Genomic DNA, 25,380 nt, shown 5'->3' with positions numbered 1-25,380 from the left:
TCCTTCCATTGCCCTTTCCGCGCCGCGAGGTGTTTCGTGAATTGTTCTACTTCCAAGCCCGGCTGGACGCGCCGTCTGGCGCTGCCCGCCGCGTTGGCCTTGGCATTGGCGGTTTCCGCCTGCGGCCGCAAGGAAGCGCCCCCGCCCGCGCCCCGGCCCGTCGTCGCCATGCCCGCCAAAGCCGATGAACGCCTGCCGGCCTGGACCTTGCCCGGCGAGGTGCAGGCGCGCTACAGCACCCCCCTGTCATTCCGCGTGGGCGGCAAGATCACCGAACGGCTCGTCCGGCTGGGCGACACCGTTACGCCAGGGCAAGTTGTGGCCAAGCTGGACCCGGCCGACGCCACCAAGAACGCCGCCGCCGCAAAAGCGCAATTAAGCGCGGCCCAGCATCAGCTGGACTATGCCCGCCAACAACTGGACCGCGACCGCGCCCAGGCGCGCGAAAACCTGATCGCGGCAAACCAGCTGGAGCAGACTCGCAACGCTTACGCCTCGGCGCTGGCGCAGCGTGACCAGGCGGCCCAAGAGGCCGCGCTATCCGCCGACCAGCTCAAATACACCACGCTGCATGCCGATCACGCGGGCCTGATCACGGCCGAACAAGCCGACACCGGCCAGAACGTGGCCGCCGGCACGCCCGTCTATCAATTGGCCTGGTCGGGTGACATCGACGCCATTTGCGACGTGCCTGAAAGCGTGCTGGCGGGGCTCAGCGTGGGCCAACGCGCCAGCGTCACGCTGGGTCCGCTGCGCGGCAAGACCTTCACCGCCGTGCTGCGCGAAATCGCCCCCGCAGCCGACCCGCAAAGCCGCACTTACCGCGTCAAGCTCACGCTGGAGTCGCCGTCGCCTGACGTGCGGCTGGGCATGACGGCCAACATCAGTTTCGATAACCGCAGCGCCGCCGACGTTCAGACCTACACCCTGCCGGCCACCGCTTTGTTCCATGACGCCAAGGAACCGGCCGTCTGGATCGTCAAGCCGGACGCCAACACGCTGGAACTGCGCCGCGTGCAAATCCTTCGCTACGACGCGCGCACCGTCACCTTGTCCGGCGGCGTCAAGGCCGGCGAACGCGTGGTCTGGCAAGGCGTGCACACCGTGTCGGCTGGCGAAAAGGTCCGGCCCGTAGCGCCCCTGCACCCCGAGGACTTCGCGTCATGAGCGCCGCGGATCAAGGGCCGGGCCAGCACCACGACGAAGGCAAGTTCAACCTGTCGGCGTGGGCGCTGCGGCACCAGCCGCTGGTGATCTTCATCATCACGTTGGTAACGCTGTTCGGCGTGCTGTCGTATTCCAAGCTGGCGCAGTCGGAAGACCCGCCCTTCACCTTCCGCGTGATGGTCGTGAAGACGCTGTGGCCCGGCGCCACCGCGCAACAGGTGCAAGAGCAGGTCACCGACCGCATCGGCAAGAAGCTGCAGGAAACCGCCAACACGGATTTCCTGCGCAGCTATTCACGGCCGGGTGAGTCGCTGATCTTCTACACCATGAAGGATTCGGCGCCCGCCAGCACCGTGGCTGAGCAGTGGTATCAGATCCGCAAAAAAGTGGGCGACATCCAGGCCACCCTGCCGCAAGGCGTGCAAGGCCCGTTCTTCAATGACGAATTCGGCGACGTCTACACCAACATCTACACCTTGCACGGCGACGGCTTTTCGCCGGCGCAGCTGCATGACTACGCGGACAAGCTGCGCACCGTGCTGCTGCGCGTGCCGGGCGTCGCCAAGGTCGACTACTTTGCCGACCAGGCCGAGCACATCTACATTGAAATTTCCAATACGCAGCTGGCCGGGCTGGGCGTGACGCCGCAGCAGATCGCGCAGGCAATCAACACGCAGAACACCGTGTCCGCCGCGGGCACACTGACCACCGCTGATGACCGCATCTTCGTGCGCCCCACCGGGCAATACGAGAACAGCCGCGCGCTGGCGGATACCTTGATCCGCGTGAACGGCAAGTCGATCCGGCTGGGCGATATTGCAACGATCCATCGGGGCTACGAAGACCCGCCTGTGGACCAGATGCGCGTGGGCGGCAAGCCCGTGCTGGGCATCGGCATCACCATGCAGCCGGGCCAGGACGTGGTGCGGCTGGGCAAGTCATTGGGCACGACGTTCGAAACACTGAAGGCGCAATTGCCGGCCGGGCTCACGCTGACGGAAGTGTCCAGCATGCCGCAGGCGGTGTCGCATTCGGTGGATGATTTCCTGCGTTCGGTGGCCGAAGCGGTTGCCATCGTGCTGATCGTGAGCCTGGTGTCGTTGGGCTTGCGCACCGGCATGGTGGTGGTGATCTCCATTCCCGTGGTGCTGGCCGTCACGGCGCTGTTCATGGATATGTTCGGCATCGGCTTGCACAAGGTGTCGCTAGGCACCTTGGTGCTGGCGCTGGGCCTGTTGGTGGATGACGCCATCATCGCCGTGGAAATGATGTCGGTGAAGCTGGAACAAGGCTGGAGCCGCGCCCGCGCGGCGGCCTACGCCTACACCAGCACCGCCTTCCCCATGCTGACCGGCACGCTCGTCACCGTGGCGGGTTTCCTGCCGATTGCGCTGGCCAAGTCCAGCACCGGGGAATACACGCGTTCCATTTTCCAGGTGTCGGCCATTGCGCTGATTACGTCCTGGTTTGCCGCCGTGGTGCTGATCCCGCTGCTGGGTTACCGCCTGCTGCCCGAACGCAAGCGCGAAGCGCATCTGCCCGACGACCACGAACACGATATCTACAACACCCGGTTCTATCAGCGCCTGCGCGGCTGGGTGTCGTGGTGCGTGGACCGCCGCTACTGGGTGCTGGCGGGCACGGTGCTTATCTTTGTGGTGTCGATGGCCGGCTTCAAGCTGGTGCCGCAGCAATTCTTCCCCAGCTCGGACCGCACCGAACTGCTGGTGGATGTGCGCTTGCAGGAAGGCGCGTCCTTCGCCGCCACGCTGCGTCAGGTGGAACGTCTGGAGAAGGCGCTGGAAGGTCGGCCCGAAATCGATCATTCGGTCAGCTTCGTCGGCACCGGCGCACCGCGTTTTTATCTGCCGCTGGACCAGCAACTGGCCACGCCGAACTTCGCGCAACTGGTCATCACCGCCCATTCCGTGGAAGACCGCGAAAAGCTCGCGCAGTGGCTGACGCCGATGCTGCGCGAGCAATTCCCCGCCGTGCGCACCCGCTTGTCGCGCCTGGAAAACGGGCCGCCTGTGGGCTATCAGGTGCAGTTCCGCGTCAGCGGCGACAAGATATCCGACGTGCGCGCGGTGGCGGAGAAAGTGGCCGCCGAAGTCCGCGCCGATACCCGTTCGGTGAACGTGCAGTTCGACTGGGATGAACCTTCCGAGCGGTCGGTGCGCTTTGAGATCGACCAGCAAAAGGCGCGCGAGCAAGGCATCAGCACCAGCGACATCTCGGATTTTCTGGCGATGACGCTGTCGGGCTACACCGTGACGCAATACCGCGAGCGCGACAAGCTGATCAACGTCAGCCTGCGTGCGCCGCAAGACGAACGCATCGACCCCGCGCGCGTGGCGACGCTGTCCATGCCCACGGCCAACGGCTCGGTACCGCTGGGCAGCCTGGGGCATGTGCGCTATGGCCTGGAGTACGGCGTCATCTGGGAACGCGACCGCCAGCCGACCATCACGGTGCAGGCGGATGTGACCAGCGGCTCGCAAGGCATCGACGTCACGCACGCCATCGACAAGAAGTTGAACGCCCTACGCGCCGAATTGCCGGTGGGGTATCGCATTGAAGTGGGCGGCCCGGTGGAAGAAAGCGGCAAGGGTCAGGCGTCGATCAACGCGCAAATGCCATTGATGGCCGTGGCGGTGCTGACCTTGCTGATGGTGCAGCTGCAAAGCTTCGCCCGCGTGATGATGGTGGTGCTGACCGCGCCGCTGGGTCTGATCGGGGTGGTGGCTGCGCTGCTGCTGTTTGGCAAACCGTTCGGCTTTGTCGCCATGCTGGGGGTGATTGCGATGTTCGGCATCATCATGCGCAACTCGGTGATTCTGGTGGACCAGATCGAGCAAGACATCCAGAACGGCCACAAGCGCGTGGACGCGATTGTTGGCGCCACGGCGCGGCGCTTCCGCCCCATCGTGCTGACGGCCGCCGCCGCCGTGCTGGCGCTGATTCCGCTGTTGCGCAGCAACTTCTTCGGCCCCATGGCCACCGCACTGATGGGCGGCATCACCAGCGCCACGGTGCTGACGCTGTTCTTCCTGCCCGCCCTGTATGCCGCCTGGTTCCGCGTGCGCCATGACGAGCGCGACGAACCCGAAGGCGTGCCGCCCGGCGCCAACGCGGGCGACACGCTGGAGCGAGGAGCCTGATGATGAAGACCCTTCCGATCCGCGCAGCGAAGCTGCCGCTGGTATTGCCCCTGCTGCTGGCGCTAAGCGCTTGCGCGTTCGCCCCCGACAGCAAACCGCCTGCGGTAGCGCCCCCCGCCCAATACGGCGCGCAACCCACGCCCGAGGCCAGCGCGTCGGCAGGCGGCGTGGCGCAACGCTTTGAGCGCGGCGCGCGGCCGGTGCCCGAATGGTGGAAGCGCTATGGCTCTGATGCGCTGAACGCGCTGGTGGAAGAAGGCTTGGCCAACAGCCCCAACCTGGCGGCGGCCGAACATAACCTGGCAGGCGCGCGTGAACAATTGCGCGGGCAGGTGAATTCGTCGCTGCTGCCGTCGGTGGATGCGGGCGCGAACGCCAAGCGCAATCGCGCGCTGACCATGCCTAACCTGCCGCAGCCCACCGCGCTTTACAACGTGTTCACCGGCCAGATCCAGGCCAGCTATGACCTGGACTTGTTCGGCGCGGCGCGCTTTGCCAATGCGTCGCTGGCGGCGCAGGTGGAGCAGCAGGCATTCCAGCTGGAGTCCGCACGGCGTTCGCTGGCCGGCAATATCGTCACAGGCGCCATCACCTCGGCGTCGCTTGCCGAACGCGTGGCGCTGACGGAAAAACAGGTAGTGCTGTTGCGGCAGGTAGCGCGTGATACCCAGCGGCGGTACGAGTTGGGGTCCGCCTCGCAAAACGATGCGCTGAGCGCAGACCAGGATGCCGCCACGCTCGAGGCATCGCTGCCCGGCTTGCGCGCGCAATGGCAAGCCACGCGCCATGCGCTGGCCGTGCTGCTGGGCCGCAGCCCCGATCAAGCGCCAGACGATCTGCCCTTCAGCATGCTGGCCACGCCGGCGCAGGTGCCGGTGGTGGTGCCGTCTGAATTGCTGGCGTCGCGCCCGGATGTGCTGGTCGCCGACGCCGTGGTGCAGGCGGCTGCGGCCGACGTGGGCGTGGCCACCGCGCAGCTCTTTCCGAGCCTGTCGCTGTCAGCCTCGATGGGCAAAGGGGGATTCAGTTGGCCCGCTGCGCTATCGGGCGCGGGCTCCATTTGGGCGATCGGCGCATCGCTCACCCAACCCATCTTCCATGGCGGCGCGTTGCTGGCGGAACGGCGCGCGGCGAAGGAACGCTACGAGGCCTCGGTGCTGCAATACAAGCAAACCGTGCTGACCGCGTTCAAGGATGTGGCCGATACGCTGGCGCGACTGGATGCCGACGGACAAGCGCTGGCGTCAGCCGAAGCGTCGCGGCGCGCGGCCGAGCAGTCGTATCGCAACACGGCCAGCCGCGTGCGCCTGGGCGCGCTGGCGCCCTATACCGAGTACGCAGCGGAACAGCATTACGTGGCGGCGCGCTTGCGCGAACTGGAATACGCGAATGCGCGCCTGACCGAAACGGCAGCGCTGTTTCAAGCCATGGGGTCGCCCACCCGTGCGCCGGAGGTTGCCGCGCAGCAACCCTGACGCGTCCTGATCGATTCGTCGTCTGGAACTCAGGCCCCCGCGCTTACGGTGCGGGGGCCTGTTCTTTGTTGCGGGTAGCCCGGGCCAGGGATTCGATGCGGCGTGCGGCCGCTTGCGATGACCCTTTATCTTGTCTTGCACGAGGGGATGAGTTCCATTGCCGGGGGCTGACACGGCGGTCCAGCACAAGCCTCTGGGTAAACCCTGAGCAATATTGGCGCCAAAATAAGCTAACATTTTTGAAAGTTTGATTCCCCTTCCGACTACACGGCGCGCGGCGCCGCTTTCCCGTCCATGACCCAGATCACGCAATTCCCCTTCGTATCGGTTTCCGGCACGCCCGAAGCCCGCGGCCGTTCCTATGGCCAGCAAGCCGCCGGCCGCGTGCGCAAAAGCGCGGCGATGTATGGCCAGACGCTGGTCGACCTGGGTTACGACGCCATGGCGCGCACCCAGCTGATCGCCCACTTCGCCCGCGAGATCGAAAACTTCGCCCCGCACTATCTGGAAGAAATGCGCGGCATCGCGGCCGGCGCCGACGTGCCGTTCGAAGACATTGTGATGGTGAACGCCCGCACCGAAGTGGTCGCCAAGGCCCGCGCTGAAAAGAAAAAGGCCGCCGAACTGGAACCTGGCGACGGCTGCACCGGCGCCTTGATCCTGCCCACGCGCTCGGCCAACGGCAACCTGATCCATGGCCAGAACTGGGACTGGCGCGCCGAGTGCGCCGAGACCGCCATCGTGCTGCGCGTGCGCAACGACAACGGCCCCGACATCCTGACGTTTGTGGAAGCCGGCGGCCTGGCCCGCAGCGGGTTGAACAGCGCGGGCGTGTCCATCACCGCCAACTACCTGGAGTCTGACCGCGACTTCCGCCAACTGGGCGTGCCGCTGTCGCTGATCCGCCGCAAGGTGCTTGAGCAGCAGCATTTCGCACTGGCCATCAAGGCGGTGGCGACGACGCCCAAGTCCTGCTCAAACAACATCATGCTGGGCATGGCTGCGGGCTTCGGCGTGGACTACGAGTGCACCACCGACGAAGCCTTCCCGATCTACCCGGGCAACGACGACCTGATCGTGCACGCCAACCACTGGGTCAGTGAAGTGGCGTTGAGCAAGCTGCGCGACACGGGCCGCGCCAGCACGCCGGAAAGCGCCTACCGCGACTGGCGCGTGCGCCGCCTGCTGAACGACAAAAAGCAGCTGACGCGCGAAGACTTGAAGCACGCCCTGTTCGATGACTTCGGCACCCCCTATTCCGTCTGCCGCCCGCCGCGCCCCGGCAGCCACGACAATCTGTCGGCCACCGTTGCCATGGTCGTGATGGAACCCGCCGCCGGCTTGATGGAAGTGGCGCCGCTGCCGGCGCTTAACCGCACGTTCACGCGCTACAGCCTGACTGCCGAACCTGAACTGCTGACCGCCGCCTGATCGGCAACGCGTCCGCGCAACCCAAGGAAGTATCAATGAAAGTCCATCAATTGAGCGCCGCGGTTGCGCTGGCGCTTGCCGGCATGGCCGGCGCGGCTTATGCGCAATCGGCCCCGCCGCTGCGCATTTCGCTTACCGCCGACATCCGCTCGACCGAGCCCGGCGTCAACCGCGACAGCAACAGCGACGCGGTGGTGCTGCACATTGTGGAAGGGCTGGTCGCCTACGGCGAAGACGCCGAAGTGCGCCCGCTGCTGGCCAAGTCCATCGACATCAGCGCAGACGGCAAGACCTACACGTTCACCTTGCGCGACGGCATCAAGTTCCACAACGGCAAGCCGATGACCTCCGCCGATGTCCTGTGGACGTGGCAACACTACACCGCCGCCAACTCCGGCTGGCGCTGCGCGAGCGAGTTCGACGGCCGCGGGACGGTCAAGGTCACCGGCGTGGAAGCACCTGATGCGCACACGGTCGTCTATCACCTGGAAAAACCCAGCAGCCTGTTCCTGGCGTCGTTGGCGCGCACGGATTGCGGCGGCACGGGCATTCTGTCCAGGGATTCCGTGGGCGCGGACGGCGCGTGGATCAAACCCATCGGCACCGGCCCGTTTGAACTGGCCGAGTGGAAACGCGGCGAATACATCCGCCTGACGAAGTACGCGGGCTATTCCAACCTGGACGGCAAGCGCGACGGCTACACAGGCTCCAAGCGCCCGCTGGTGGATGAAGTGCGATTCATGATCGTGCCGGACGACTCTACCGCCAAGGCGGCGTTGCAGCGCGGAAACATCGACATCATCGAAGACGTCTCGAACAACGACGTGCCGGTGTTGCAAGGCACGCCGAACGTGAAGGTGGCGTATGCGCCGGTGATGAGCATGACGGCGCTGTTGCTGCAAACGAAAGACCCGGTGCTGTCCAGCCCGAAGATGCGCCAGGCCCTGGCCCACGCCATCGACTACAAGCAGCTGGCCGCGGCCGTCACCGAAGGCCTGGCGCAGCCCAACAATTCCATCGTGCCGCTGGTGTCGCCCTACCATGACGCCGCGCAGAAGCAAGGCTGGGAGTACGACCCCGCCCGCACGCAGGCGTTGCTGAAGGAGGCGGGCTACAAGGGCCAGGCGCTGACGATCCTGACAACGAAGCGCTACCCGCAGTCGTATAACTCGGCGGTGATTGTGCAGGCGATGCTGCAATCGGTGGGCATCAATGCGCAGTTGTCGGTGGTGGAATGGGCGACGCAACTGGACCGCTATAACGCGGGCACGTACCAGATGATGACGTTCCCCTATTCCGCCCGCCTGGACGCGGCGCTGAATTACGAGATGGTGACAGGCGACAAAACCAAGCAGCCGCGCAAGGTCTGGGACAGTGCGGAAGCGTTGAAGCTGGTGGAAGCGGCGTCCGTCGATACGGATCATGCGAAGCGGCAGGCGTCGTTTGATCAGCTGCATAAGCTGTTCCTGGCGGACGTGCCGAGTATTCCGCTTTATAACGGGCTGGATATTGGAGCGTATCGCAGCGACGTAAAGGGCTATCAGCCATGGGCGGTGAAGAAGCCGCGGGCGTGGGAAGTGGAGCGGGTCGGGGGGTAGTGGTTTGCTATTGACGGGGGTGGGCGGTGTAGGCCGCCCATCGGCGCAGTGGCCCTGACTGCGCGCGCCCACGATTGCGGTCCGGAGCCTTCGCTCCGGACTCCCCCTTCGTCATCCTCGTCCGCCTTCGGCTCCCTTCGGATTCCCTCGGGCGCATCGAGGTTGCGCGCAGTCAGGGCCACCGCGCCGACGGGCTGCCGCCGTCTTGGCATGACGCGCAGCTAGGACGTGCCTTATTCACGAGTGCTGCGGGGCCCGCCGAGTGCCGGCCGCGCGGGCGGCCTTACTCGGCTTACGCATCAGTGGGCGTTTGGGCGGTGGTCGCTTTCGCGAAGACACCCGACGATTACCGGACCCACGCAAAGACACCCGACAATCACCAGACCCACGCAAAAAAACACCCAATCAACGTCCCCACACGCGAAGCGCACACCGCGGCGACGCACCGGCGCGCGTAAGCTCCATAAGGCCGCCCGCGCGGCCGGCATGGAGCGGGCCCCGCAAGATCATTCCCACCCCTCTGCCGGCGAGTAGAACCCTAAGAAAACCGCTCGCCCCCGCTGACGTCGCATTCAACTGACGCAGCCTGTGGGGTCGGTGGCCTGGGGGGCGCGGGGCGTCGATAAGCCCGAGGGAATCCGTAGGGAGCCGAAGGCGTACGAGGATGACAAGGGGGCAGTCCGGAGCGAAGGCTCCGGACCGCAATCGTTGCCCCGCGCACCCCAGGCCACCGACCCCACAGGCGTCAACCGCACCCACTCACACAACCGCACCCACTTACACAACAGCACCCACTCACACAACAGCACCCACTCACAAAACAGCAAACCCCCTACCGAACTTCAGTCTCCCAAACTCTCGGCTTCCCTTCCCACACTGAAAACCCCTTCACTCGCTTATTACTCGCCCATGCGTCTGCGCCGTTGTACAGCATCAGCATCGGCGCCTGTTCCAGCATCAACGCGTGCAGTTGATCAAACAGCGCCTGACGCTTCACCGGATCTGACTCCAGGAAGCTTTCATCGATCAGCTTCTGCGCGGCCGGATCATCCCAAACCTTGCGCGGCTGCTTTTCCTTGTCGCCAGAAAACTGTTCAAAGCTCAGCGACGGGTCCAGGCGGGACGAGAAAGAGAACGAGCTGATCTGGTACTTGCCAGTGTTGTAGCGGTCCAGCTGCGTCGCCCATTCCAGCACTTCGATCTTCGCGTTGATGCCCACCGACTGCATCATCGCCTGCGCAATCACGGCGACCTGGTAGCTCGGCACATGCGCGCGCTTGTTTGCGTAGATGACGATGGGTTCGCCCTTGTAGCCGGCTTCCTTCAGCAACTGCTGCGCGCGGGCCGGATCATATTTGTAGCCGCGCTTTTCGGCGTCCTTGTAATAGGCCGAGCCCGCGTGGACGGCAGAGTTGTTCAGCTGGCCCAGGCCTTCGGACGCAGCGGCCACCACTTGCGGGATGTCCAATGCCGCGGCGATGGCCTGGCGCACCTTCACGTTCTTCAGCACCGGGTCTTGCGTCTGGAACAACAGCACATGCTTGACGGCGTCATGCGGGCTGAAGACGGTCAGGTTCTTCGCGCTTTTCAGTTCGCCCACATCCGTGTTGGTGATCTGGCTGGCGTCGATGGCGCCCGACATCAGGCCGGCCTTGGACGTCGACGGGTCCGGCACCACCAGGAACTTCACCTCGTCCACCAGCGGGCGCTTCGAGCCTACGTAACCGTCCGGCTTGTCGCCTTCGGGAGACACATAATCCTTGAACGCCGACAGCAGCGTGTATTCGCCGCGCTTCCAGTCCTTGAATTGGTACGGGCCTGTGCCAATCGGCTTGATCCACGAACCGTCCGCCGCGACCGAGTCCTTCGCGATGATGGCCGTCATGCCGCAGTCGGTGCGCGCCAGTGAATCCAGGAACACCGCCGACTTGCGGTCCACCTTCATCACCACGGTCTTGGCGTCCGGCGCCGACACGTCGGTCACCTTCAAGCCATTGCGGCCGTCGAAGTCACTGCGGCAACGCCAATCGGTTTTCGGGTCCATGTAGCGCTGCCAGTTCCACAGCACATCGGCAGACGTCAGCGTGGCGCCGTTGTGAAACTTCACGCCGTCGCGCAGGGTGAAGGTATAGGTCAGGCCGTCGTCCGACAGGGCGACCGACTTGGCCAGCAAGGGGCCGACGGTACCGTTCTCGCGGTAGCCGACCAGGCCTTCGACAATGTTCAGCACCACGCCATCGGTTGTGTTGTCGCGGTTGACGCCGGGGTTGGTCGAGCGGATGTCGGCCGGTTGGGCCACCGTCAGCACCGCGGCATGAACGGGCGCGGCGACGGCGGCAAGCGCCAGGGAGAGCGCAAGCGCTCTGGGAACAAAGTGGTGGTGCATGGAAAGACTCCCCGGCGTGCGGCGCAGATTTCACGCATATATTGGCGCCAAAATAAGCTGCTAATTATGGCGGCTCCATCGCCAGCCGCCATCCGGGGTATCCCTGAAACCGACGCCCAAATGCATCGCGGCGGCCTCTTTGCAGAAGGCCGCCGCGCGGGCGATGCGAATGGCGTGGTCAGAACGTCAACGTCATCGTCATCGTCATCGTCATGAAATGTCTTGCCCGACGTGTTGCGCGATGATTTTTTGCAGCTGCTTCACATCGCGCGCCTCCAGCGCATCGACCATGTCGAAGTGTTCGCGCGCCGAAATCTCGATGCGCGACCGGGTCACCCATTCCTTGGCCGGGGCCGCCGGGCCGCGCGCACGCATTTCCTGGATCAGCGCCGCCAGCTCGCGGTTGCCGCACAGGTCGTACATGCTTGCATGAAAGGCGAGGTTGACCTCGTATTGCTCCAGCAAGGTGCCGTCTTGCAGCAGCTTGGCAAAGCGTTCCGCCAGCGTGCGCAGCGCACGGACCTTGGCCGCCGTAACGTTGGGCATCAGGTCGGCCGCCGCGCCCGTTTCAAGCAGGATGCGGATATCCCGGATCTGCAAATGCTGATCCGGGTCCATCGCGTATACGTGATAGCCCCGGTTCGGGATGTGCGCAATCAGCCGTTTGGCGGCCAGCTGGTCTAGCGCCCGCCTGACGTCCAGACGCTTGGCGTCGTAGCGCTCTTGCAGGTCGATCTGTTTCAACCAGGCGCCGGGACCATACACGCCCGACTGAATATCATGGGCAATGCGGTCAACCAGGCCAGGTTGCGTCGCTGCCGGTTTCGGCATGGACCACTCCCATCAATCAATTCCAAAGCGCGTATTTTAGGCATAACTTCCTGCGCCGAATGCAGGGGGTTCCCCCCTGCCCTCATGCCGTGGCCCGCAGGGGTTCCATGCCGTCCAAACGCCAACGCAAGCGCACGCCTCCGGTTTCTGTGGATTCCAAGGCCGGAATCGCCGACAACAGGCTGCGCGTGTAGTCCTCTTGCGGGCGGTCGAACACCGCGTCGCGCGACCCTTGCTCGACGATGCCGCCGTCACGCATCACGACGACGCGGTCAGCCACCTGCTCCACCACGCCCAGGTCGTGGCTGATGAACAGGCACGAAAAGCCGTGCCGTTCCTGCAAGTCAGCGAACAGGTCCAGCACCTGCGCCCGCACGGTCACATCCAACGCGGACACCGGCTCATCGGCAATCACGAACGCCGGCCGGCGCACGATGGCGCGCGCAATCGCCACGCGCTGACGCTGCCCGCCAGACATCTCATGCGGAAAACGCTTGGCGTATTCCGAGCCCAGACCCACTTCCGCCAGCACCTCGTCCACGCGGCGGCGCTTGTCCGCCGATGACATGTCTTCGATCATCCGCAGGCCTTCGCCCACGAGTTGGCCAATCGTCATGCGCGGGTCGAGCGACGAGTACGGGTCCTGGAACACCATCTGGCAGTTCAGGCGGTAATCGCGCCATGCGGCCGACTTGCGGCTGACAGGCTGCCCACGGAACAGAATCTGGCCGGACGTGGGCGCCAGCAGGCCGGCAATGGCGCGGCCGAGTGTGGTCTTGCCCGAACCCGATCCGCCCACCACCGCCACCACCTCGCGCGGTTTGACGTGCAGGTCGATACCGTTCAACGCGCGCTTGGCGCCGGTGCGCGAAAACAGCCGCTGGTGGCCGGCGTAGTCCACCACCAGGTTCTTGACTTCGACAATGGGCGCGTCCTGCGTCAGCTTGCGGGCGGGCAGGCGGCGCGGCATCGCGTCCAGCAGCTTGCGCGTGTAGGGATGCTGCGGCCGTTCCAGAATGCCGGCGGTGGTGCCGGTTTCCAGCACCTTGCCATGCTGCATCACCACCATGCGCTCGGTGTAGCGCGCCACCATCGGCAAGTCGTGGCTGATCATCAGCACGGCCGTGTGGTGTTCACGCGTCAGGTCCACCATCAGTTCCAGCACGTCGCGCTGCACGACGGCGTCGAGCGCGGTGGTGGGTTCATCGGCAATCAACAGCGCGGGTTCCAGCAGCATCACCGAGGCCAGCATCATGCGCTGGCGCATGCCGCCCGAGAACTCGTGCGGCCAGGCGTCCATCGCTCCCTTCGGATCGCGGATACCCACGCGGCGCAGCATCTCAAGAATGCGTTCGCGGCGCTGTGCCGTGGACAGGTCCTTGCGGTGCAGCTTCAGGCCTTCGTCCAGCTGGCGGCCAATCGGCATGGAAGGGTTCAACGACGTCATGGGCTCCTGGAACACCATGCCGATGCGCGCGCCGCGCAGCTTGCGCAGCACGGCCGGCTCGGCCTTCGTCACGTCGACGCCCTCGAACAGAATGGCCCCGCCCGCAACGACCAGCGGCGCTGGGGTCAGGCCCATGATGGCGCGGGCGGCCTGCGTCTTGCCGCTGCCGGATTCGCCCACGATGCCAACCATTTCGCCCGGCGCCACGTTAAACGACACGCCGCTGACAATCTCTCGGCCGCCTGCGCCCACCGTCAGGCTCAGGTTCGATACGGATACCAGTGCGCTCATTGCACGCCCCTCATGCGGGGATCGAGCCGGTCTCGGACCGCGTCGCCCAGCAGGTTGATCCCCAGCAGCGCGAGCGCAATGGCCAGGCCGGGAAGAATGGATAGGTACGACGCCTGCGCCATGAACGGGCGCGCGGCGGCCAGCATGTTGCCCCACGTCGGTGCGGGTGGCGGCACGCCCAGGCCCAGGAACGACAGCGCGCTTTCCGCCAGGATCACCCAGCCGAACATCGACGTGGCCAGCACCGTGAGCGGCGCCACGCAGTTGGGCAGCACGTGCCGGAACATGGTGTAGAGCTCGGAATTGCCCAGCACGCGGGACGATTCGATGAACTCTTTTTCACGCAAGGACAGCACCGTGCCCCGCACGATGCGCGTCACCGACGGCGTGTAGGCCAGGCCCAGCGCCAGGATGATGCCGTACTTGTTAGCGCCCACCACCGCCAGCAGGCCCAAGGCCAGCAGCAGGCCGGGAAAGGCCAGCAGCGCGTTGTTGAACGCCATGATGATGCGGTCAGTCCAGCCGCGCACAAAGCCGGTGAGCGTGCCAATGGCGGTGCCGGCGACGATGGCGAACGTCACCGTCAACAGGCTGATCCAGACGCTGCTGGACGCCCCCGCCAACAGGCGCGACAACTCGTCGCGGCCGAACTCGTCGGTGCCCAGCAGGAAGTCTCCGCCGGGCGGTTTCAAGCGCGCGATGAAGTTGATCTTGAGCGGGTCATGCGGCGTCCAGAAGGCGCCCATGATCGCCGCGATGAGCATCGCCCCCACGATCAGGCCGCCCAGGAGCGCGTTAGCTGCGATTCGCTTTTTCATTCGGCGGTCACTCTCGGGTCGAAGATGGGATAGCACAGGTCGATGAGCAGGTTCACGATCACATAGACCACGCCCACGAACAGCAGGCAGCCCTGGATGACGGGATAGTCGCGGGCGAAGATCGAATCCACCAGCAAGCGCCCCAGCCCGGGAATCGTGAACACGGTTTCCACCACGGCGATGCCGCCCAGCAAGTTGCCCAGCACCAGGCCGATCAGCGTCCAGGTCGGGCCGAAAGCGTTGCGAAACGCGTGGCGCATCAGCACGGCGGATTCCGACAGCCCCTTGGCGCGCGCATGGGTGATGTAGTCCAGCCGCAGCACTTCCAGCGTGCTGGCGCGCGCCATGCGCATCAGCACGCCGATTTCATGCAGGAACAGCGTCAGGATCGGCATGGCCAGGTAGAGCAGGCCGGCCTTCCAGTCCTCCCCAATCGACACGTAGCCCACGACAGGCAGCCATTGCAGCTTCAAGCCGAAGAAGATCAGCAGCAGCAACCCCAGCCAGAAGGTCGGGATGGACACCAGCAGCGTGGCCGATCCGACCAAGAACAGGTCGGGCCATTTGTTCTGCTTCCAGGCGGCGATCATGCCGGCCGGCACGGCGACCAGCGCGGCGAACAGCACCGCCACCAGCACCACGCGCCCGCTGATCAGGAAGCGGTCCCACACCAGCGGCAGCACGGGCTGGCCGGTGTTGATGGACGATCCCAGATCGCCGTGCAGCATGTTGCCGAACCAGATGCCGAACTGGGTCAGCCAGGTCTGGTCCAGCCCCAGGCGCGCACGCAGGTCGGCCAGCGCGGCCGGCGTGGCCAGGTCGCCCAGCAGCAGTTGGGCGGGATCGCCCGGAATCAGCCGGATCATCACGAACACCGCCACCGCCACAATCAGCAGCGTCGGCACGGCCATGACAATTCGGGATAGCGCAAAACGCAGCATGGCCCTCTCCTATTCCTGAACGCGGACGCACGGCAACGCGTGGCGTCCGCCTTCAGCGATATCAATTTTTTGCATGTCGCAACTTGCGCAGCGCGTCCGCCAGGAAGTCCTGCACCTGGCCCACGCATTTCAGACCGTCGTGCGGCACGTTATCCACGACGTCCAGCACCGCCTTCACGCCTGCCGCTTCGAACGAACGGCGCAGCGACTCCAGGCGTTCGGGGCGGGTCTTGCCGGCGTCATTGGCGCCCGGCATGAAGAACTTGCCGCCTTCGCGGTGGGTGATTTCCCAGGTTTCCAGGTCGGCCTTGCCCACAATCATGTGCACGGCCACTTGTTTGAGGGCTTCAATGTCCACGCCCTTGCCGAAACGGGTTTCGGCATCGCGCACGCCCACCCACCAGTCCTGGCTCGGGTCCAGCAAGGTCACCGAACCCGGCGCGCCAATCGACACGGCCCACAGGCTTTCAGGGTGCAAGTAGGCAAAGCGGTTCACGAACTGGCCGCCGCCGGAATAGCCGAACAGGCCGAACTTCTTGAATTCCAAGCCAAACTTTTCGCCTACCTCGGCGACCATGTCGAGCAGAATGTGGTCATAGCGGATGTCGCCTTCGCGCAGCTGCTTGAAGCCGTCGCGGTTGCCGTCGCCCAGCGGGCCTACGGGGAACAGCGGGCACAGCACGATGCAATCGTTCCAGCGCGCGAATTCGGCGAACGCGTCACGGTATTCCACAAAAGCGCGGCCGGTGCCGTGCATGATCACGACCAGCTCCATCGGGTGGCGGGCGGTATCGATGTGCGGCGGCACATACATGCAATACGAAAAGCGCGGATCGGTGCGGGCGGCGAAGACCGTGCTGTGGCCCAGGTCGTACATGGCGCGCGCCAGGGCGGCGTCGGGTTGAAGAGCGATAGCTGCGTTGGACTGCATGATTTCCTCTTTGCCGTGGCCGCGTGGGCGGACGCACGGCGGATGCCGGTGGTCGAAACAATAATCACATAAATTGGCGCCAATTTTAGGCGCAGCGGTTTCGACACAACAAGGCAGGGGATTCCCTAGGCTGGCAGAACAGGCCAACGGGACGCAGATAATTGTTTGACGGCGAGGCCACCCGGAAGGGATGGCCCTGCCCGGGGTCAGCTTTTCTTGAACAGCCGCTTGGCCACGCTGACCACGCCCAGCACCACGGCGCCCGCCACGATGCCAAACAAGGCGTTGAGCACGGTGGACGTCAACGCTTGCACCACGCTGCCCCCGCCCACCGCGGCGGCGGCGTGCTCGATGGCGGCATGCACCGGCGCGATGCCGTGGGTCAGGATGGCGCCGCCCACCATGAACATCGCGGCGGTGCCAACGACCGACAAGGTCTTCATCAGATAAGGCGCCGCCCCCACGATGCGCTTGCCCAGCCAGGCCACGCCCTGCGACCGCTTCTGGCTCAGGTAGAGCCCCAGGTCGTCCAGCTTGACGATGCCGGCCACCAGCCCGTACACGCCCACCGTCATCGCAATCGCAATGATCGACAGCACGGCGACTTGGCGCGTGAAGTCCGCGCCGGCCACAGCCCCCAGGCTGATGACGATGATTTCTGCCGACAGGATGAAGTCCGTCCGCACGGCGCCTTTGATCTTGCTGCGCTCAAACGCCACCATGTCCACCGACGCATCCTGCAAGGCCTCGGCGCGCGCGGCGTGATTGCCTTCAGCCGACTCGCCATGCGGCAAGAATTTATGCGCCAGTTTTTCCACGCCCTCAAAGCACAGGAACGCGCCGCCCAGCATCAGCAAGGGCGTGATCGCCCACGGCGCAAACGCGCTGATCAAGAGCGCCGCCGGCACCAGGATCAGCTTGTTGATGAACGATCCCTTGGCCACCGCCCACACCACGGGCAGCTCGCGGTTGACGGGCACGCCGGTCACCTGCTGCGCATTCAGCGCCAGGTCGTCGCCCAACACGCCGGCCGTCTTCTTGGCCGCCACTTTGGTCATGACAGAGACGTCGTCCAGAATCGTGGCGATGTCGTCGAACAATGCGAAGAAACTGCTGCCGGCCATCAAGCATCCCCTGTGCCCGAAAAGGTGATCCGAGTGTACAGGCGGCGGCCGCGTCCAGATGCAACGCGGCTGACCGTTTTCATTCCTTTTTGTGTCTGGATCGGACGTAGCGAAAAACCGTCGCAGGCTCTACGCTGCGGGTTGCCTAATCGACGTTAAGGATGCCTGATGCTCGCCCTGCGCCCCACCTGCGAACACTGCGACACCGCCCTGCCCCCTGACGCCGCCGACGCGCGCATCTGTAGCTTTGAATGCACATTCTGCGCGCGCTGCGTGGACGAGGTGCTGGGCAACGTCTGCCCGAACTGTGGCGGCGGCTTCACGCCGCGCCCGATCCGCCCATCGCAAGACCACAAAGGCGGAAACTGCCTGGAAAAATATCCCGCCAGCACCGAGCGCAAACACCGGCCGGTGGATCAGGCGGCGCATGCGGCGCTGCGGCGCAGCCTGGAAGGCGTGGCGCCGCAGGACCGCTGATTGAGCGCCTGCGCCCCCCGGTCAAAACGCTGAGTCAGGCCTTGATATAGACCCAGGCGTGTACGCCGGACTTCAACAACACCGACACCCGCTTGTAGTCGGACACCTCGTAGGTGTCGGCCGCGTGCAGCTCCTGTTGAGTGACCTCGAACACCGTGCCGCGCACTTCGTCCTTGGGGTTGTAGCTGGCGTAGACGATCGGGTGCTGAGCCTTCCCGCTGGTCTTCAACACATCGGGGTCAGTGATGTCGACCCAATGCTGGACATAGCCGGTCATGGCATCGGGCCGGCCGGTAAGTTCACGGCCGAAGTTGGCCAGTTGCACGGCCTTGTCTTGCAAGGTTCCGTACGAAAACAGCAGGATCGACGTCTCAGGGATTTCAGGCACCGTCTTGTCCTTAAGGAAAATGATTGGATTCCAAAGACTTTACATCGGCGTCCAGGCGTACAAACACGACGCCACATGCACACTTCTTTTCACACCCATGACACCGGCCAATGCGCCAGCCGCGTCGCCAGGCCTCCTACATCTTCATACACCGCCAGCACGCCGCGCTTGTTGCGCAAGACCACAACGCGCTTGCCTTCGAACTCGTTGATGTGACTGTAGTGTGCGGGCTCGGACACACCGCCGTCCAGCTTGTAGGCCAGCTTGGCGCGGTCGACGAAGTCTTCGTCATCACGCCCGGCGCGGGATACGCCTGGCCGCAGCGGCGTCGCCAACCTGGCGCGCAACGTCGTGGCGTTCGCCACGAAGCGCGTAATGCGGGCCTGAAGCGCAGGCACATCCGGATCAGCCGGCATCGCCAGCCGGCTCACGAATCGCTGACGCGTGTCGGACGACAAATCGCTCCATAAGTCCAGCACGGCGACGCCCAGCTCGGCCAGCGTGCGCTGTTGAGGGGCATCCAATTGTTCAAACGGAAAACGCGGCGCGCACGGGCCGGCCGTTGCATTCGTGTCGCCATTGCCGGGCGCCGATGGGATTCTGTCGTCAGCATTCTTCATGAGATTCTCCCGAACTAAGACTCTCCCCAACTTCCGCCAACGAAAAGGCCGCCCAAGCGGGCGGCCCTGTCTGGCAGGCATGCAGCGTCAAGCTGCGGCATTTCAAGAAGGCCTGGCATGCGCGTCGACCACAAGGCGACCATGATTGATCGCGGCGTCTACCGCCATGCCCGGACTGGAAACAAAGCCGCCCGACTCGAACAACGGTACGGCGTGATGTTCATTGAGCTTGTCCTGATCTGCTGCCAACTCCACCGCGACGGTTGCGGTGAAGGCGGGCCGGCTGCTGCCCCCGACTGTAATCCGGGAAACACTGGCGGTAAGCCGATAGCCCTTATAGACCATATTGTTGTGAAACATGAACCCCCCTATTTGTTAAAAAGGCCCCAATGGGCCTTCATTCACAAAGCGCGGATTTGCGTGGCGTGGGGGCCTTTGGCGCCTTGCGCGGTCACGTAACTGACGCGTTGGTTTTCCATCAGGACCTTATGGCCTTCGCTGACAATTTCTGAAAAGTGAGCAAATAAATCTTTGCCGCCGTTCTCGGGCATGATGAAGCCAAATCCTTTCGCATCGTTAAACCATTTGACGATTCCGGTTTCCATAATCTCATTCCTTTTAATAGCGGGCACCGCCCGCGAAGGTGAGCCAGTCAAGGAAAGGACTGCGAACAATGTAGCGCCCCTAGGGGCGCAAGACCGGACGAAAATCACGATGCTCGAAAAGCTTCTAATCCACTATGGGTGCATAGGTTCTTAAAGTCAATCAGCGTTTCCAATTACCACGCATGTATTATTTTCGCGGCTGATTGGGCTTAATAAATGGCAAAACCAAGCAATACGGGGCGTGCAGCGGGGTTTTCTCAGATTTGCGCCGGGTTTACTTATTACGTAACCAACGCTGCATAAGCGTATACCCGAACAATAAAAGGCGTATGCTCGCGCAATGGTGCTTGAACGCGCGTCACCTCGCCGTATCGCCATACAGGAGTATGGCCATGCATCATCGCAACACTCGCCTCGCGCGAGTTTCTTGCCCCGCCCCCGTCATTTTCATCGCAGATCCGGCGTGAGCGCGATCAGAAGGTCGATCGCCAAATTCGCCAACGCCTGCGTCAAACTGCTTCCGTCAGCCTCCCCGCCGCCCGCCAGCGGCGAGCCGCGTCGCGACCCGCAACGCAGCCATGCCGCCATCTCATCTCCGTGGCGCATCTACCGCATCTACGCGCGGCCTGGCCACTTGCTGATGCGCAATGAACAAGGCCGCATCCTGGACCTGGGCGTCATGAAAGGCGTGGAACCCAACCTGACCTACCGCCTCTTTGCCCGCGACCTGCAAGGCAAGGGTTTCGCCACGCGCACGCTGCTGCTGGACGATATCGCCCGCCGCATCGAAGCGGGCGAAGTCAGTAAAGAACTGCTCAGCCTGCCCGATTGGGATCAACCGCTAGGCGCAGATCTTGACCGCGGAACCCATACCGATGTGTCGATGAAGCTGGGGCGTTAGGCAGCGCAATCAGCGCGATCAACGATCAAACACGGATTCCAACACGATGCCTGTCGCCACGCCGATCAGGAAGTAGTCGGCGCCCACGCTGATCCACTGATAGCCGCGCGGCGGCTGCTTCAGGTGGTAGCCGCGCCAATCATTGATGACGTACTGCGGGCCACGATACGGCTGCGGCACGCGTTCGCCTTTGGACCAGCGCGCCGGTGCAGGATCGGGGCGGTCATAGCCATGGCCGTGATTCGGCCCCGGGCCGCGGCCAGCGTCATGGCCCGGCCCGTGGCCAGGTCCGTTGTTTGGTCCGTTGTTTGGTCCCTTGCCCGGCGCGTTGCCATGGCCGTTGCCATGGCTGTTGCCAGGGCCATTGCCAGGACCACCAGGACCGCCGGGGCCCCCGGGACCACGGTCGGGTTGCGCATGGGCCAAACCGCTGCTTGCTGCAATCACGGCAACCAAAAGAGTAGAGACGATTTGCTTTTTCACGTTAGACCTTCTCAATGCACGGCACATGCCTACGCCACGCATTCTAGGGATCAGGTTTAACGCAATCAGGACGAAGCGTTACCGCGTGTTAAGGCTACGCCGGTTTCGAAATCCACTGTGACAGGTATCGTCGCGGCGCCCGGTTTAGCGGGCGCCTGACTCGATCGGATATTCTCTCGCCTGTAAATATTCAGGGTCCGGTCATGCAGCGCCCATGCATGCAACGCCCGCTCGTGCAAACCCAGTGCTTGCAAACCCAGTTCTTGCAAACCCACTTCATGCAGACCCCGCCCATGCAAACCGCCACCGACATTCTGGACACCTTCGAAAGCCTGGGTTGGAAGGCCAACGATCCCATGGCGCAAACGCTGCAACTGCGCGCGCACGATCCGAAGGCATTGGGCGGCCTGGTGGTGCAAGCCTTGGACCGCGAGCTGAAGCACGCGACGTTCATCGACGCTGCGCTCGACCTGATGGACGACGACAGCTACTTCGCAGCCGTCCACGCCGCGTGGCAACGCGCCCTACAAGGCGCCCGGTCAGACATGCTTTGCGAAGTCCTGGATTCCGCCGCCTTGCAATACCCCGACGTCTTCGCCAGCGACTGGAACGCCTATCTGCATGCCGTGCACGCCGGCGAAGGTGGCCCCGAGTACTTGGCGGATCAGGCGTGGCGCGCGCTCGACGCCACGACGTCGGCGGATTGGTGCGCTACCTTGGAAGACGACGTCAGCGACGGCGCGCTGGGCCGCACGCGCGCGATTGCGCTGTTGCGGTCGCGCCGGCCCCAGGCGGTGCAGCAGGCGTGGCTGCGCCTGTTCCCCACCCCCGACGCGCTGGCCCAGTCATGGCTGCACCTTGCCGGCTACGCGTCACATGATGGCGGCCTGCGTGCTCTGCATTCAGAGCGGCCCCTGCATATCGGATTCAGCGCCAGCCAGCGCAAACTCATGCTGGCCGATCAGCCTGCTTGGCGCCGTGACGTGCAAAAGGCGCACCCGACTTGGAACGCGAGCGCCACGCCGGTCAGCCAGGCGCGCATGGGTGGACTACTGCCCAGCATCTGCGGACATTGCCACGCGCCATTGCACCGTTTGCTATCCATGAATGATCCCGCCGTGGCCGGCATAGCCAGCGCCACCCCGCTTGATTTCGCTACGTGCCTGTCATGCCAAGGCTGGCATATCGATGGCGCGATGTTCTATCGCCATGATGCGGAAGGCGCGCCCCATGCTCACCCCAGTCAGCGGCAACAAGCCGCGTCGGCCCCGGACTATGTTGCCGATGCGCTGCTGGACGCCGACGTTCAGCTATTCACCGCCCCATCCCGTTGGGCCTGGCAGGATTGGGGCCAATCGAACGCCACGCAAAACTTGAACCGCGTGGGCGGCGCGCCAAGCTGGGTGCAGTCCGCCGACTATCCCGCCTGCCCCGACTGCCAGCAAGACATGAACTTCGTCATGCAGCTGGATTCCGGATTGCCGCAAGCCGATGGCGGGCAATGGCTATGGGGCAGCGGCGGCTGCAACTACACGTTCTGGTGCGCCGGCTGCCGAGTCAGCGGGCATCTATGGCAATGCACCTGAGCTACGGCAGGTTCCAGCTCCAGTTTCAGTTCCAGTTCCAGTTCCAGTTCCAGTTCCAGCTCCAGTTCCAGTTCCAGCTCCGGCTCCGGCTCCGGCTCGGGCTCGGGCTCGGGCTCGGGCTCGGGCTCGGGCTCGGGCTCGGGCTCGGGCTCGGGCTCGGGCTCGGGCTCGGGCTCGGGCTCGGGCAACGTAACCCTATTTTTTTATCTGCTCCGCCACGCACATATTGACGACGCCGTTGACCTGCGCTTCGATGCGGTCACGCTCCGGGCCTTTTTCGTTGGTGACCAGCATGCGGTCATAGGCGGTGTAGTCCTTCAACGCCACCGTCTTCTGCAAGCCGTCCAGCACGCAGCGGCAGTACATGGCCGAGCGCGTGTCCACGTCCGGCCGCGCACCCGCGCTTTTCTTGAAGCCTTCCACGCACGAGCTATACGTCACAAGGCGAATGCTCTCGGGGTACTCATTTTTCTTCCCGCAGCCGGCAAGCCCCGCCAAGGCCACCCCTGCGATCACCCCCGCCACCGCCCGCCACGTCATCTGCATGAACCGCTCCTGTTGAAATTCGAAAACGGGGGCATTTTTGCATAGCAGCGCTGGCATGGTTGATGCCGCGGGGAATTCAGTCCTAGAAACCGCGCGTTCGATTGCTGAGTCGATCGGGGCCGGGTTAGAACTCCGAAGCCTCGCCTGCGCGCAAGACCCAAGAACTGTCATGCCGTTGGCGAACTTGAAAACCGATATAGCTTAGGCTATAAGGACAAAACGCCCTCGCCATGTTCTCCATCAACTGGGCCAAAAAGGCCGTCAAGCAATGGCTCAGGCTTCCCACCACTGATCGGCTCCGCATTGCCGCTGAGATTTCCACGCTGGAACGTTTTCCAGAAGCGTCGAATATCAGGGCCTTGACGAACCACCAATTTGGGTACCGGCTCCGGGTGGGTCAGTACCGGGTGTTGTTCGATGTCAGATCAGAAATTCGAATCATCGATATTCAAGAAGTGAAGAAGCGCGATGACAGCACCTACTGAAGTCACTCCGCAGGCAAGACCTGAGCTCCATCCCACCGTTCTGGAGGCCGACGGGAAGCCGGCGTTCGTCGTATTGCCCTATGCCGAATATCTTGCCCTGACCGGCAGCCCGCCTATGGCAGTTGCCAAGCGGCCGCCCCGAGTCCCCGCGGATGGCACGATTCCGCACGAAGTTGTGTCATTGATGGCCGGCAACGACTGGAGCATTGTTCGCGCATGGCGCGAGTATTTGGGCGTCACGCAGGTCGAGATGGCTTCGCGTCTGGGCATCCGCCAACCCAGCTACGCGGCCATGGAGGCGCCTGGCGCCAAGACCAAGAAAATCACCCGAGAACGTATTGCCGTCGCGCTTGGCGTGCAGTTCGACCAAATCGATATATAGGCCCGACTGCAATCCGCATGGATACAATCGCAGCCCAATCAGCTTCCCGCACGAACCGCCAATGACCGCCGCCCCTGCCTCCTCCCACCCCATCGCCATCGACCCCGCCCTGGTTGGCGAATACCCCGCCCTGACCAAATCCGGCGGCGGGTATTTCTATGACGACGTGCTGGAATACCGCGTGTGGGTGCATCCCCACGCGGGCGGCGAAGACTTGCACGAAGGTGATGACTATTACTACGCCTTCGCCACCTTCGAAGAAGCTGCCGAATGCGCCGAAGAAACCCCGGGGGCCGAGCAGCCGCTTGTACTGGTCCGGCAGTTTGAATCCATCAACGAGCCCACGCCGGGCGTCTTCGAACACGTCATTGCCGAACGCATCACCGAATGGCGCGTGGAGTGGCTGGCCGATTGCAAGCGCACCGCCACGTCCATTCCGGATTTTCTGAAAAGCCGCGCGCACTAGGCGCGCAGGCCGGTCAAGGGCGAAGGCAAGGGCTTAGCGCAGAAGTTCCATTCAGGGAATCCGCGGCAGCCCATGCGTTCAGCTCATGTACACGCCGCCGTTGATGGCGTAGTTGGCGCCCGTCACAAATGCCGCATCGTCCGATGCAAGCCACGCGCACAGGCCAGCCAAGTCCTTTGCCGTGCCTAAGCGGCCAACTGGCACGCTTTCGATGATGCGGTCAAGCAGCGCGGGCGGGAACGCCTTCACGGTGTCATCGGCGATAAAGCCGGGCGACACCAGGTTCACCGTCACGCCGCGCGCCGCCACTTCCTGCGCCAATGACCGCGTGAAACCGATCACCGCACCCTTGGCTGTCGCGTAGTTGATCTGGCCGATCTGGCCTTTTTCAGCGGCCACGGAACCGATATTGATGATGCGGCCCCAGCCGCGGTCGGTCATGCTGTCGACGACTTGCTTGGTGCTGTTGAACAGCGTGTCCAGGTTGCTGCGCAGCACGGCCGACCAGTCGGCATAGGCCATCTGGCGAAAGCGCATGTCCAGCATCGAGCCGGCGTTGTTGACCAGCACATCGATGTCGCCCACTTCACGGCGCACCTTGGCGAACGCGGCCTCGGTCGACGCCCAATCGGTGGCGTCGCCTTCGGACGCCACGAAGTCGTAGCCCAGCGATTTCTGTTCCTTCAGCCAGTTGTCGCGGCGCGATGAGCGCGGGCCGCAGCCCGCCACCACGCGGTGGCCGGTGTGATGCAGCGCCTGGCAGATCGCGGTGCCCGTGTGGCCCATTCCGCTGGTGACGTAAGCGATACGCAAAGCCATGACCATTCCTTATTCAGATGT

The 25,380-nt window shown here is 64.0% G+C and carries 26 protein-coding genes; 11 read left to right on the top strand and 15 right to left on the bottom strand.

All coding sequences use genetic code 11. The features are described from left to right. The first annotated feature begins 36 nt into the window (after nt 1-36). The 5 genes from ACFZAI_RS09390 to ACFZAI_RS09370 all read left to right on the top strand — a co-directional run bounded on the left by ACFZAI_RS09390 (nt 37) and on the right by ACFZAI_RS09370 (nt 8,832). The gene (locus tag ACFZAI_RS09390) at nt 37-1,167 is read left to right on the top strand and encodes an efflux RND transporter periplasmic adaptor subunit (protein WP_391566658.1); all 1,131 of its coding nucleotides are present in this window, start codon (nt 37-39) and stop codon (nt 1,165-1,167) included. Further along, the gene (locus ACFZAI_RS09385) at nt 1,164-4,328 is read left to right on the top strand and encodes an efflux RND transporter permease subunit (RefSeq protein WP_391566657.1); all 3,165 of its coding nucleotides are present in this window, start codon (nt 1,164-1,166) and stop codon (nt 4,326-4,328) included. The genes ACFZAI_RS09390 and ACFZAI_RS09385 overlap by 4 nt, the downstream gene beginning before the upstream one ends. Nucleotides 4,329-4,330: 2 nt before the next feature. Then, a complete protein-coding gene (locus tag ACFZAI_RS09380) occupies nt 4,331-5,803 on the top strand; it encodes an efflux transporter outer membrane subunit (RefSeq protein ID WP_391567096.1) in 1,473 nt (490 codons plus the stop codon). Between the two features lie 294 nt (nt 5,804-6,097). Continuing rightward, entirely contained in the window at nt 6,098-7,234 is a 1,137-nt protein-coding gene (locus tag ACFZAI_RS09375) for a C45 family autoproteolytic acyltransferase/hydolase (RefSeq protein ID WP_391566656.1), read from the top strand. 35 nt (nt 7,235-7,269) lie between these two features. Continuing rightward, the gene (locus tag ACFZAI_RS09370) at nt 7,270-8,832 is read left to right on the top strand and encodes an ABC transporter substrate-binding protein (RefSeq protein ID WP_391566655.1); all 1,563 of its coding nucleotides are present in this window, start codon (nt 7,270-7,272) and stop codon (nt 8,830-8,832) included. Nucleotides 8,833-9,664: 832 nt separating this feature from the next. Here the strand turns inward: ACFZAI_RS09370 and ACFZAI_RS09365 are convergent. The 7 genes from ACFZAI_RS09365 to ACFZAI_RS09335 all read right to left on the bottom strand — a co-directional run bounded on the left by ACFZAI_RS09365 (nt 9,665) and on the right by ACFZAI_RS09335 (nt 17,601). Beyond that, nucleotides 9,665-11,218 carry an ABC transporter substrate-binding protein gene (locus tag ACFZAI_RS09365; RefSeq protein WP_391566654.1) on the bottom strand — a complete coding sequence of 518 codons (1,554 nt, stop codon included), beginning with the start codon at nt 11,216-11,218 and terminating at the stop codon, nt 9,665-9,667. A gap of 210 nt (nt 11,219-11,428) precedes the next feature. Continuing rightward, nucleotides 11,429-12,049, bottom strand: coding sequence for a GntR family transcriptional regulator (locus ACFZAI_RS09360; protein ID WP_391566653.1), 621 nt, complete (start codon nt 12,047-12,049; stop codon nt 11,429-11,431). A gap of 82 nt (nt 12,050-12,131) precedes the next feature. Further along, nucleotides 12,132-13,787 carry an ABC transporter ATP-binding protein gene (locus ACFZAI_RS09355; protein WP_391566652.1) on the bottom strand — a complete coding sequence of 552 codons (1,656 nt, stop codon included), beginning with the start codon at nt 13,785-13,787 and terminating at the stop codon, nt 12,132-12,134. Next, nucleotides 13,784-14,605: an ABC transporter permease gene (locus tag ACFZAI_RS09350; protein ID WP_054424205.1), complete on the bottom strand. Its 822-nt coding sequence runs from the start codon at nt 14,603-14,605 to the stop codon at nt 13,784-13,786. The genes ACFZAI_RS09355 and ACFZAI_RS09350 overlap by 4 nt, the downstream gene beginning before the upstream one ends. Next, the gene (locus ACFZAI_RS09345; RefSeq protein ID WP_006223711.1) at nt 14,602-15,546 is read right to left on the bottom strand and encodes an ABC transporter permease; all 945 of its coding nucleotides are present in this window, start codon (nt 15,544-15,546) and stop codon (nt 14,602-14,604) included. Before ACFZAI_RS09345 ends, ACFZAI_RS09350 begins: the two co-directional genes overlap by 4 nt. A 61-nt stretch (nt 15,547-15,607) precedes the next feature. After that, entirely contained in the window at nt 15,608-16,477 is an 870-nt protein-coding gene (locus ACFZAI_RS09340; RefSeq protein WP_391566651.1) for an alpha/beta hydrolase, read from the bottom strand. Nucleotides 16,478-16,683: 206 nt separating this feature from the next. After that, on the bottom strand, nt 16,684-17,601 hold the full coding sequence (locus ACFZAI_RS09335) for a DUF808 domain-containing protein (RefSeq protein WP_391566650.1): 918 nt from the start codon (nt 17,599-17,601) through the stop codon (nt 16,684-16,686). A 168-nt stretch (nt 17,602-17,769) separates the two neighbouring features. On the opposite strand from ACFZAI_RS09335, the gene ACFZAI_RS09330 reads away from it, so the two are divergent. Continuing rightward, on the top strand, nt 17,770-18,078 hold the full coding sequence (locus ACFZAI_RS09330) for a DUF1272 domain-containing protein (protein WP_391566649.1): 309 nt from the start codon (nt 17,770-17,772) through the stop codon (nt 18,076-18,078). Nucleotides 18,079-18,112: 34 nt separating this feature from the next. On the opposite strand, the gene ACFZAI_RS09325 is transcribed toward ACFZAI_RS09330, so the two are convergent. From ACFZAI_RS09325 to ACFZAI_RS09310, 4 genes are all read right to left on the bottom strand, one after another. Beyond that, a complete protein-coding gene (locus tag ACFZAI_RS09325) occupies nt 18,113-18,466 on the bottom strand; it encodes a gamma-glutamylcyclotransferase family protein (RefSeq protein WP_391566648.1) in 354 nt (117 codons plus the stop codon). An 89-nt stretch (nt 18,467-18,555) separates the two neighbouring features. Continuing rightward, complete coding sequence (locus ACFZAI_RS09320) at nt 18,556-19,086, bottom strand: hypothetical protein (RefSeq protein ID WP_391566647.1); 531 nt, start codon at nt 19,084-19,086, stop codon at nt 18,556-18,558. 102 nt (nt 19,087-19,188) lie between these two features. Then, the gene (locus ACFZAI_RS09315; protein WP_054424217.1) at nt 19,189-19,446 is read right to left on the bottom strand and encodes a hypothetical protein; all 258 of its coding nucleotides are present in this window, start codon (nt 19,444-19,446) and stop codon (nt 19,189-19,191) included. A gap of 41 nt (nt 19,447-19,487) precedes the next feature. Beyond that, on the bottom strand, nt 19,488-19,691 hold the full coding sequence (locus ACFZAI_RS09310) for a cold-shock protein (RefSeq protein WP_391566646.1): 204 nt from the start codon (nt 19,689-19,691) through the stop codon (nt 19,488-19,490). A 463-nt stretch (nt 19,692-20,154) separates the two neighbouring features. Here ACFZAI_RS09310 and ACFZAI_RS09305 point away from each other — a divergent pair, with 463 nt between their 5' ends. Continuing rightward, complete coding sequence (locus ACFZAI_RS09305) at nt 20,155-20,592, top strand: hypothetical protein (protein ID WP_391566645.1); 438 nt, start codon at nt 20,155-20,157, stop codon at nt 20,590-20,592. Nucleotides 20,593-20,610: 18 nt separating this feature from the next. On the opposite strand, the gene ACFZAI_RS09300 is transcribed toward ACFZAI_RS09305, so the two are convergent. After that, nucleotides 20,611-20,772, bottom strand: a complete 162-nt coding sequence (locus tag ACFZAI_RS09300; RefSeq protein ID WP_175171720.1) for an RcnB family protein — start codon at nt 20,770-20,772, stop codon at nt 20,611-20,613. A 521-nt stretch (nt 20,773-21,293) separates the two neighbouring features. Here ACFZAI_RS09300 and ACFZAI_RS09295 point away from each other — a divergent pair. Further along, nucleotides 21,294-22,661: a hypothetical protein gene (locus ACFZAI_RS09295; protein WP_391566644.1), complete on the top strand. Its 1,368-nt coding sequence runs from the start codon at nt 21,294-21,296 to the stop codon at nt 22,659-22,661. On the opposite strand, the gene ACFZAI_RS09290 is transcribed toward ACFZAI_RS09295, so the two are convergent. After that, on the bottom strand, nt 22,604-22,849 hold the full coding sequence (locus tag ACFZAI_RS09290) for a hypothetical protein (RefSeq protein ID WP_391566643.1): 246 nt from the start codon (nt 22,847-22,849) through the stop codon (nt 22,604-22,606). The two genes, ACFZAI_RS09295 and ACFZAI_RS09290, sit on opposite strands and share 58 nt — an antisense overlap. Before the next feature lie 7 nt (nt 22,850-22,856). After that, nucleotides 22,857-23,207: a hypothetical protein gene (locus ACFZAI_RS09285; protein ID WP_391566642.1), complete on the bottom strand. Its 351-nt coding sequence runs from the start codon at nt 23,205-23,207 to the stop codon at nt 22,857-22,859. A gap of 230 nt (nt 23,208-23,437) precedes the next feature. On the opposite strand from ACFZAI_RS09285, the gene ACFZAI_RS09280 reads away from it, so the two are divergent. From ACFZAI_RS09280 to ACFZAI_RS09270, 3 genes are all read left to right on the top strand, one after another. Continuing rightward, entirely contained in the window at nt 23,438-23,692 is a 255-nt protein-coding gene (locus tag ACFZAI_RS09280; protein WP_391566641.1) for a type II toxin-antitoxin system RelE/ParE family toxin, read from the top strand. Continuing rightward, entirely contained in the window at nt 23,676-24,074 is a 399-nt protein-coding gene (locus ACFZAI_RS09275) for a helix-turn-helix transcriptional regulator (RefSeq protein WP_391566640.1), read from the top strand. Before ACFZAI_RS09280 ends, ACFZAI_RS09275 begins: the two co-directional genes overlap by 17 nt. A 61-nt stretch (nt 24,075-24,135) precedes the next feature. Then, the gene (locus ACFZAI_RS09270; protein WP_391566639.1) at nt 24,136-24,540 is read left to right on the top strand and encodes a GCN5 family acetyltransferase; all 405 of its coding nucleotides are present in this window, start codon (nt 24,136-24,138) and stop codon (nt 24,538-24,540) included. Nucleotides 24,541-24,618: 78 nt separating this feature from the next. On the opposite strand, the gene ACFZAI_RS09265 is transcribed toward ACFZAI_RS09270, so the two are convergent. Next, nucleotides 24,619-25,359 (bottom strand): SDR family oxidoreductase, encoded by a 741-nt coding sequence (locus ACFZAI_RS09265; protein WP_391566638.1) that lies wholly within the window; start codon nt 25,357-25,359, stop codon nt 24,619-24,621. Nucleotides 25,360-25,380: the final 21 nt, after the last annotated feature.

The sequence above is a fragment of the Achromobacter sp. NPDC008082 genome, assembly GCF_042957345.1.
Classification (GTDB): domain Bacteria; phylum Pseudomonadota; class Gammaproteobacteria; order Burkholderiales; family Burkholderiaceae_B; genus Achromobacter; species Achromobacter kerstersii_A.
This window is presented reverse-complemented; position numbering and strand designations above follow the sequence as displayed.